The sequence below is a fragment of the Mycobacterium sp. 852002-51971_SCH5477799-a genome (genome assembly GCF_001667145.1).
GTDB lineage: Bacteria > Actinomycetota > Actinomycetes > Mycobacteriales > Mycobacteriaceae > Mycobacterium.
In genome coordinates this window covers 151,172-159,290 of sequence record NZ_LZIF01000014.1, presented here as the reverse complement: position 1 = coordinate 159,290, position 8,119 = coordinate 151,172, and the positions used below count along the sequence as shown (strand labels likewise).

The 8,119-nt window shown below is 68.2% G+C and carries 10 protein-coding genes; 4 read left to right on the top strand and 6 right to left on the bottom strand.

The genetic code is table 11. The features are described 5' to 3' along the window. The coding region (locus tag A5753_RS01750; protein WP_156655858.1) for an alcohol dehydrogenase catalytic domain-containing protein at positions 1 to 321 on the bottom strand (321 nt) is incomplete at its 3' end. Continuing rightward, positions 318 to 1,094 (bottom strand): SDR family oxidoreductase, encoded by a 777-nt coding sequence (locus tag A5753_RS01745; RefSeq protein ID WP_067122564.1) that lies wholly within the window; start codon positions 1,092 to 1,094, stop codon positions 318 to 320. The genes A5753_RS01745 and A5753_RS01750, both read right to left, overlap by 4 nt. A gap of 97 nt (positions 1,095 to 1,191) precedes the next feature. On the opposite strand from A5753_RS01745, the gene A5753_RS01740 reads away from it, so the two are divergent. Genes A5753_RS01740 through A5753_RS01730 form a run of 3 tightly spaced genes read left to right on the top strand, consistent with a single transcriptional unit; the run spans position 1,192 to position 3,979 of the window. Next, positions 1,192 to 2,139 (top strand): class I SAM-dependent methyltransferase, encoded by a 948-nt coding sequence (locus A5753_RS01740; protein ID WP_067122561.1) that lies wholly within the window; start codon positions 1,192 to 1,194, stop codon positions 2,137 to 2,139. Between the two features lie 12 nt (positions 2,140 to 2,151). Then, complete coding sequence (locus A5753_RS01735; RefSeq protein WP_067122558.1) at positions 2,152 to 3,054, top strand: class I SAM-dependent methyltransferase; 903 nt, start codon at positions 2,152 to 2,154, stop codon at positions 3,052 to 3,054. A 10-nt stretch (positions 3,055 to 3,064) separates the two neighbouring features. Continuing rightward, complete coding sequence (locus A5753_RS01730; protein WP_067122555.1) at positions 3,065 to 3,979, top strand: class I SAM-dependent methyltransferase; 915 nt, start codon at positions 3,065 to 3,067, stop codon at positions 3,977 to 3,979. Here A5753_RS01730 and sppA read toward each other — a convergent pair. Further along, on the bottom strand, positions 3,976 to 5,748 hold the full coding sequence (sppA, locus tag A5753_RS01725; RefSeq protein WP_067122551.1) for a signal peptide peptidase SppA: 1,773 nt from the start codon (positions 5,746 to 5,748) through the stop codon (positions 3,976 to 3,978). The two genes, A5753_RS01730 and sppA, sit on opposite strands and share 4 nt — an antisense overlap. A 38-nt stretch (positions 5,749 to 5,786) precedes the next feature. Between sppA and A5753_RS01720 the strand changes: the two genes are divergently transcribed. Next, complete coding sequence (locus A5753_RS01720) at positions 5,787 to 6,713, top strand: LLM class flavin-dependent oxidoreductase (RefSeq protein ID WP_067122548.1); 927 nt, start codon at positions 5,787 to 5,789, stop codon at positions 6,711 to 6,713. On the opposite strand, the gene rplO is transcribed toward A5753_RS01720, so the two are convergent. The 3 genes from rplO to rpsE are packed head-to-tail and all read right to left on the bottom strand — an operon-like array spanning position 6,714 to position 8,070. Next, complete coding sequence (gene rplO / locus A5753_RS01715) at positions 6,714 to 7,157, bottom strand: 50S ribosomal protein L15 (RefSeq protein WP_067122546.1); 444 nt, start codon at positions 7,155 to 7,157, stop codon at positions 6,714 to 6,716. After that, the gene (rpmD, locus tag A5753_RS01710) at positions 7,154 to 7,390 is read right to left on the bottom strand and encodes a 50S ribosomal protein L30 (RefSeq protein WP_067122543.1); all 237 of its coding nucleotides are present in this window, start codon (positions 7,388 to 7,390) and stop codon (positions 7,154 to 7,156) included. Before rpmD ends, rplO begins: the two co-directional genes overlap by 4 nt. Next, on the bottom strand, positions 7,387 to 8,070 hold the full coding sequence (gene rpsE / locus A5753_RS01705; RefSeq protein WP_067122541.1) for a 30S ribosomal protein S5: 684 nt from the start codon (positions 8,068 to 8,070) through the stop codon (positions 7,387 to 7,389). Before rpsE ends, rpmD begins: the two co-directional genes overlap by 4 nt. Positions 8,071 to 8,119: the final 49 nt, after the last annotated feature.

The following is an 8,119-nucleotide window of genomic DNA, read 5'->3' as shown; positions in this document are numbered from 1 at the left end:
CACCTGCAGCCCCCGGGCCTTGGGGCCTAGCGCCACCACGTCGGCGACCACCTCGTGGCCCATGACTTGCGGGAACGAACAAAACGCCGCCATGGCGTTGTCGGTGTCGCCCTCGCCGAAGTCCATCAGTATCTGCTTGGAATCCGACCCGCAGATTCCGGTCAGCCGCGGCCGGGTGATCACCCAGTCCTCGTGCGGCAGTTCCGGATCCGGCAGATCGCGCAGGGCGGTCGGGGTCTGCGCCAGGTTCCGGGTCAACTGGTTGGCGTCGTCGGGAACCTCGAAAGGCTCCGGCGGCACGCCGTAGACGAGCGCCTTCATGACGACGCCATCCCGGCCGCCCCGGCGATGAACGCATCCAGGTCGGCGTTCTTGGCATCCACTACGGCCTTCATGTCGGGAACGTAGTGCTCGAAGCGCTCACTGCCCAACGCCTCGATGATTCCGTCGGCCACCACGTCGGCCGGCATCTTGGGTCCCCGATAAAGCGGTTCCTCGCTGCCCGGGTGGTCCCATATCTCGGTGTCGACCGGCCCGGGCTCGATCAGCTTCACCGCGATCTGCGTGTCATGCAGATCGACGGCCATCGCCTCACTCCACCCGCAGAGCGCGAATTTGCTTGCACAGTAGGCGGTTTCGTGGATAATTCCGAGCCGGCCGCCGACGCTGGACACGTTGACAATCATGCCCGATCCGCGTGCCAGCATCCGCGGCAACAGCGTTAGCGTCAGGCGCATCGGGGCGAAGAAGTTGACCCGCATGACGTCTTCGGCCTCGCCCGGGTCCAGTGCGACGACGCTGCGCCGCTTGGGCATCGCGGCGTTGTTGATCAGCACGTCGATGCCGCCGAGCGCATCCCAGGCCCGCAGCGCCAGGTCACGCAGCGCCGACGTGTCGGCCAGGTCGGCCACGAACATCGCCGATCCGGGTGAGGTGCGACGGCAGTCGGCCAGCACCTCGCCCAGCCGATCCCGTCGGCGCGCTATCAGCCCCACCACCGCGTCCCGGGCGGCCAGCTGCCGCGCCAGGGCCGCCCCCAATCCCGCCGAGGCACCCGTGATGAGCACCCGTTTACCAGCCGCCGCGTACGCCATCAGTAAAGGTTGCCGCGAATCGCGGGAAGCGTACAGTGGGGGAAGCTTGTTATATTGGCTAAATATTAGATTGACTACCTCCGATAGGGGCACAAACATGACTTCCACCAGGTACGAAGGCGACACCTGGGACCTGGCGTCCAGCGTCGGCGTGACCGCGACGATGGTCGCGGCGGCCCGCGCGATGGCCACCCGCGCCGACAAGCCACTGATCGACGATCCGTTCGCCGAGCCGCTGGTCAAGTTGGTCGGTGTGGAACTGCTCTCCCGGCTGGCCAGCGGCGAGCTGGATCCCGCCGAGTTGAACGACGTGCACGACGGTGCCGCCGGGTCCGCCGGGGCGATGTCGCGGATGGCCGACAACATGGCGGTGCGAACCAAGTTCTTCGACGAGTTCTTCCTGGACGCGACCAACGCGGGTATCAAGCAGGCGGTGATCCTGGCCGCCGGGCTGGACGCCCGCCCCTACCGGCTGCGGTGGCCGGCCGGGACCGTGGTCTACGAGGTCGACCAGCCGCAGGTCATCGAATTCAAGACCCGCTCGCTGGCCGACCTCGGGGCTGCCCCCACCGCCGAGCGCCGGGTGGTGGCCGTCGATCTGCGCGACGACTGGCCCACCGCGCTGCGCGACGCCGGTTTCGACCCGTCCCAGCCCGCCGCGTGGAGCGCCGAGGGCCTGCTCGGCTACCTGCCGCCCGAGGCGCAGGACCGCCTGCTCGACACCATCACCGAGCTCAGCGCGTCGGGCAGCCGGCTGGCCACCGAGAGCGCCCCCAACCCCGAGCCCGGCGACGAGGAGAAGATGAAGGAGCGCATGCAGACGATCTCCGAGCGCTGGCGTGCGCACGGTTTCGAGCTGGACATGGCGGGCCTGGTCTACTTCGGCGACCGCAACGAGGCGGCTCCGTACCTGGCCGAGCGCGGCTGGCGGCTGAACAGCGCCAGCATCGGAGAACTGTTCGCGGCCAACGGTCTTGACCCGCTCACCGACGACGACATGCGCATGGGCGAGATGCTGTACACGAGCGGAACCCTCGAGAAGTAGGAGCCATCCGCAATGACCGCTGACACCGGAAGGACCGAGGGCGACAGCTGGGACTTGGCGTCCAGCGTGGGGGCGACGGCGACGATGGTCGCCGCGTCGCGCGCCGTGGCGTCGCAGGGACCCAAGCCGCTGCTCGACGATCAACTGGCCGATCCCCTGGTCCGCGCCGTCGGGTTAGACCCCTTCATCCGGATCATCGACGGCGAGGTCGATTTCGCCGACGACCCGCTGCTGAACCGCAAGACCAGGGCCGAGCAGATCACGGTACGCACCAGGTTTTTCGACGACTTCTTCATCAATTCCGGTGTCCGCCAAGCGGTGATCCTGGCTTCCGGCCTGGACACTAGGGCCTACCGCCTGCCGTGGCCCGCGGACACGGTGGTTTACGAGATCGACCAACCACAGGTCATCGCGTTCAAGACCAGCACGCTAGCCGGCCTCGGTGCCGCTCCGACCGCCGAGCGCCGCACCATCAGCATCGACCTGCGCGACGACTGGCCGGCTGCCTTGCGCGAGGGCGGATTCGACGTCACCCAGCCGACCGCGTGGAGCGCCGAAGGGCTGCTGCCCTACCTGCCGCCCGAGGCTCAGGACCGGCTGTTCGACAACATCACCGCGCTCAGCGCGCCGGGCAGCCGCCTGGCGACCGAACACGTGCCGGACCCCAATTCCTTCACCGAAGAGCGCGTGGCGCGCATCACCGAGCGGTGGCGACGCGCCGGGTTCGACCTCGACGCGGGCGACCTGTTCTACCAAGGTGAGCGCAGCGTCGTCGTCGACTACCTGACGGAGCACGGCTGGGATGTGACGGCCCACCCCGTCAGGGAACTTTACGCGCACAACGGGTTCGAGTTCCCCGAAGAAGTGGTCGCGGCATTCGGCGACCTCAGCTACGTCGCCGCGACCCTGAAGTAGGGTTTGCACCATGTCACGCACTCACGACGACGAGTGGGATCTGGCGTCCAGCGTCGGCGCGACCGCGACCATGGTCGCGGCTGGGCGCGCGATGGCGACCAAAGATCCCCGGGGTTTGATCAACGATCCGTTCGCCGAACCGCTGGTGCGCGCGGTCGGGGTGGAGTTCTTCACCAAGATGATGGACGGCGATCTCGATGTGGAAGCCATCGAGAACGCTTCGCCGGTGCGTCTGCAATCGATGGTCGACGGAATGGCCGTGCGCACCAAGTACTTTGACGATTATTTCATCGACGCCACCGGCGGCGGGGTGCGCCAGGTGGTGATCCTGGCTTCCGGGCTCGATTCGCGCGCCTACCGGTTGCCCTGGCCGGCCGGCACGGTGGTCTACGAGATCGACCAGCCGCGGGTGATCGAGTTCAAGAGCGCGACCCTGGCCGATGTGGGTGCCGAGCCGACGGCATCGCGGCGCACCGTTCCCATCGATCTGCGCGCGGACTGGCCCGCCGCGCTGAAAGCGGCGGGATTCGACACGGCGGCTCCGACGGCCTGGCTGGCCGAGGGACTGCTGATCTACCTGCCGCCGGAGGCCCAGGATCGGCTGTTCGACAACATCACCGCGCTCAGCGCGCCCGGCAGCACCATCGCCACCGAATTCGTGCCCGGCATCGTGGATTTCGATGCGGAACGGGTGCGCGAGATGTCCGGGTCATTCCGCGAGCACGGCGTCGACATCGACATGGCGTCGCTGGTCTACGCGGGCGAACGCAACCACGTCGTCGACTACCTGTCGAGCATCGGATGGCGGGCCGAGGGCGTGACCCGTACGGAACTCTTCGGGCGCAACGGCATCGAGGTGCCCGCACCGGCGAACGACGATCCCCTCGGCGAGATCGTCTTCATCAGCGCCGAGCTCAGAGACTAGAGGCGGCGGGGTCCCAGCCACAGCGCGCTGGCCCCGCTGTAGGACCGCTCGACGTTGTCCAGGATGCCGCCGATGGTGCGGCCTAGCAGCGCGCCGAGCGCATCGGGCAGCGACGCCGCGGTCGGCTGCGAGGAGGCCCGCGGCCGCAACATATCCAGCAGTGATCCGCCCGGGTAGGTCACGATCCGCACGTCGGTGTCCTTGTCCAGTCCGGCAAGGATTTTCGCCCGGCGCAACGCGGCTCTAAAGCCGCCCAGTTCGTCGACCAGGCCCCGCTCGCGTGCGTCGGCGCCGGTCCACACCCGGCCCCGGGCGACCCGGTCGACGGCCTCGGTGGTCAGATTGCGCCCGTCGGCGACCCGCTCCACGAAATCCGCGTACACCAAGTCGGCTTCGGCCTCTTGGCGGGCGCGCTGTTCCGGGGTGAACGGTGATTCGATCGACCAGGCATCGGCATTGGCGTTGGTACGCACGGTTTCCAGCCCGACGCCCAACCGCTGCATCAAATCGCGGATCACCAGCTTGCCGGTGAACACGCCGATCGAACCTGTGATGGTTGTGGGGCTGGCCACGATCGCGTCGGCGGCCACCGCGATGTAGTAGCCACCGGATGCGGCGACCGCACCCATCGACGCCACCACGGGCTTGCCCCGCTTGCGAGCCCTCTTCACTTCGCGCCAAAGGGTTTCCGATGCGGTGACCGAGCCGCCCGGGCTGTTCACCCGCAGCACGATCGCGGAGACGGATTCGTCGGCGGCGGCTTCCCGCAGCGCCGCGGCGATGGTGTCGCCGCCGACGGTGGGGCTGCCGAACGGCAGGAACTGGGGGCCGCCACGACCGTCGACGATCTCGCCGTCGACGTTGACGACCGCCACCGTCGGCTTGGCGCGGCGTCCAGGAACCGAAGGCACCGGCGGGGTCAGCCGTGGCCGGGCAGCACCCGCATAACGCGACACGTACAGCCGCGGTGGTGTTGTATCGGAAACATCCTGCACCCCAACCATTTCCGCGATGCGGTCATAGGCTTCGTCCCGGAAGCCGATCCGGTCGACCAAGCCCGAGGCCAACGCCTCCTCGCGCAACAGCGGGGCACGATCGGCCAGTGCGTCGAGCGTAGCGGCGTCGAGCTTGCGGGATTGCGCGACTGCGTCCCATACCTGCTCTTGCACGCTGCGCAACATCCGCGTGACGGCCTCGCGGTGGGCCTCGGTGAATCCCTGCTCGGTGTAACGGTTTACCGCCGACTTGTATTCGCCGCGCGCGACGAATTGGGGTTCGATGCCGGCTTTGTCGAACGCGTCGCGCAGGAAGGTGGCATTGCTGGCGAAGCCGATCAGTCCGACGCTTCCGGCCGGCTGCATCCAAATTTCACCGAAAGCCGAAGCCAGGTAGTACGACAGCGTCCCCGGGTAGGTCTCGGCCCAGGCGAGTGACGGCTTGGCGGCGGTGAAGGCCACGATTGCCTCGCGTAGCTCCTGCACCGCGGCCGACGGCGACGCCGTGAGTTGCACACGGGCGATCAGCCCGGCGACCCGCGGGTCCTCGGCCGCGCGGTGGATGGCGGCCACCATGTCGCGCAGCGCTGTCGGTCGGCTCGCGCCGCTGATGATGGCCAGCGGATCAAAGCCCGACGTCTCCGGCGGCATCGCGCGCAGGTCCAATTCGAGCACGCAACCGTTGGGCACGCCATGATGGCGGGCGGTATCGACCCGTCCGGCGAGGGCCCGAACATCGTCGACGCCGGGGATCGAAGGCAGGAAAGCGAACATGTCTGCAGACTACCGATGCACGGCCGTACGGTGGTCGGGTGAGCTTTGCCATCGCGATCCCGCAGTTCGACTACGACGGCTTCGACGGGGCGGGGTTGCGCGCGTTTCTCGCGCGCGCCGAAGAACTCGGCTTCGAGGGCGGCTGGCTGCTCGAGCAGATCATCGGGCCCGCACCGTTGCTGGCGCCGCTGGAACTGCTGGCGTATTGCGCGGCCTGTACCGAGCGGCTGCGCCTGGGCGTCGCGGTCCTGGTGACGTCGTTGCACGACCCGCTGCAGTTGGCCTCGGCCGCCACCGCCGTCGACCGACTTAGCCACGGCCGGCTCGACCTCGGTGTCGCGCCCGGCGGCGGTGGGCGGAAATTCGCCGCATTCGGCGTAGACAAGGACACCTTCATCTCTTACTTCACCGAGGGTCTGGAGCTGATGAAGGCGGCGTGGTCCGACGAGCCGAGGGTGACGTTTCACGGTCGATTTCGCGACGTCGACGACTTGCCCATTCAGCCCAAGCCGGTACAGCGGCCTCACCCGCCGATCTGGTTCGGCGGCCTCGCGCCCAAGGCGCTGGCCCGCGCGGTGCGGCACGGCGATTCGTTCCTGGGCGCCGGCTCGTCGACCACCGAGGCGTTCGCCGGGGCGGTGACCGTCGTGCGCCGCGAGCTCGACGAGCAACAGAAGGACCCCGCGAAATTCACCATCGGCAAACGGGTCTACCTGATGCTCGACGACGACGCCGCCAGGGCCCGGGAACGGGTGCTCGACGGGCTGGACCGCATCTACGGACGGATGCCCGGCGTGCAGGACGTGCCGGTGTCCGGCAGACCTGACGACGTGGTCCGCGGGTTGCGTGAGGTCATCGACGCCGGGGCGCAGATGGTGCTGCTGAATCCCCTCGGCACCGACGCGGCAGAAAACCGCGAGCAGATGGAACGCCTTGCCGCGGAAGTGATTCCGCAGCTGACCTAGCTACGACAGCTCGGTCGCCGAACCGCCCGCGGCGGTGATCTTCTCGCGCGCGCTGCCGCTGAACTTGTGCGCCGTCACCTCGACCTTGACCGTCAGCTTGCCGTCGCCGAGGACCTTGACCAGCGAGTTGCGGCGAACCGCGCCCTTGGCCACCAACTCGTCCACGCCGATCGAACCGCCTTGCGGGAAAAGCCTATTGAGGTCGCCGACGTTGACAATCTCGTACTCGGTGCGGAACCGGTTGCGGAAGCCCTTCAGCTTGGGCAGCCGCATGTGGATCGGCATCTGGCCACCCTCGAAGGTCGACGGCACGTTCTTGCGTGCCTTGGTGCCCTTGGTCCCGCGACCGGCGGTCTTGCCTTTGGAGCCCTCACCGCGACCGACCCGGGTGCGGGCGGTCTTCGAACCGCGCGCGGGCTTGAGATCGTGCAGCTTGATCGTCATTTCTTGCTACCTCCGGTGCCCGTGCCCGTGCCCGTGGCCGTGGCCGTCGCCTCGGCAGGCTCCACCTCGACGAGGTGGCTGACCACAGCGATCAGGCCGCGGGTCTGCGCGTTGTCCTCGCGGATCACCGAGTGGCGAATCCGCCGCAGGCCCAGGGTGCGTAGGGACTCCCGCTGCTTCCAGCGGGCCCCGATGGTGCTGCGCACCTGGGTGATCTTCAGTTGACTACTCATGGTTGTGTCCCCGAAGTCTGGGCCTCGCGTGCCGCCGCACTGGCCATCGCGTCGCTTTCGCGGCGGGCCTTGAGCATTCCGGCCGGCGCAACGTCCTCGATGGGCAGGCCGCGGCGAGCGGCCACCTCCTCGGGCCGCTGCAGCAACTTCAGGGCGGCGACGGTCGCGTGCACCACGTTGATCGCGTTGTCACTACCCAGCGACTTCGCCAGGATGTCGTGCACGCCGGCGCATTCCAGCACCGCACGCGCGGCGCCGCCGGCGATCACACCGGTACCGGGGCTGGCGGGGCGCAGCAGCACCACGCCGGCGGCCGCCTCACCCTGCACCGGGTGGGTGATGGTCCCGCGGATCAGCGGCACCCGGAAGAAGCTTTTGCGGGCCTCCTCGACGCCCTTGGCGATCGCCGCGGGTACTTCCTTGGCCTTGCCGTAGCCGACACCGACCATGCCGTGGCCGTCGCCGACGATCACCAATGCGGTGAAGCTGAAACGGCGACCACCCTTGACCACCTTGGAGACACGGTTGATCGCGACAACCCGCTCCAGGTAGTTGCTCTTGTCGCCGTCGCGGTCGCGGCCGCCACGACCGCCGCCGTCGCGGCGACCGCGGCTGTCGCGATCCCCACGCGAGTCACGGCTGTCGCCGGCGCCCTGTCCGCCGGTCGGCTGCTCCGCCATTATGCGGTCCTTCCAGTCGTGTTCAAGCTCTTCGTCATTCCGCTTGTCA

Bases quoted from the DNA above. Each gene is read 5' to 3' on its own strand.
- A5753_RS01745 (WP_067122564.1), bottom strand. From the start codon at position 1,094: ATGGCGTACGCGGCGGCTGGTAAACGGGTGCTCATCACGGGTGCCTCG.
- A5753_RS01740 (WP_067122561.1), top strand. From the start codon at position 1,192: ATGACTTCCACCAGGTACGAAGGCGACACCTGGGACCTGGCGTCCAGC.
- A5753_RS01735 (WP_067122558.1), top strand. From the start codon at position 2,152: ATGACCGCTGACACCGGAAGGACCGAGGGCGACAGCTGGGACTTGGCG.
- A5753_RS01730 (WP_067122555.1), top strand. From the start codon at position 3,065: ATGTCACGCACTCACGACGACGAGTGGGATCTGGCGTCCAGCGTCGGC.
- sppA (WP_067122551.1), bottom strand. From the start codon at position 5,748: ATGTTCGCTTTCCTGCCTTCGATCCCCGGCGTCGACGATGTTCGGGCC.
- rplO (WP_067122546.1), bottom strand. From the start codon at position 7,157: ATGACGATCAAGCTGCACGATCTCAAGCCCGCGCGCGGTTCGAAGACC.
- rpmD (WP_067122543.1), bottom strand. From the start codon at position 7,390: ATGAGTAGTCAACTGAAGATCACCCAGGTGCGCAGCACCATCGGGGCC.
- rpsE (WP_067122541.1), bottom strand. From the start codon at position 8,070: ATGGCGGAGCAGCCGACCGGCGGACAGGGCGCCGGCGACAGCCGTGAC.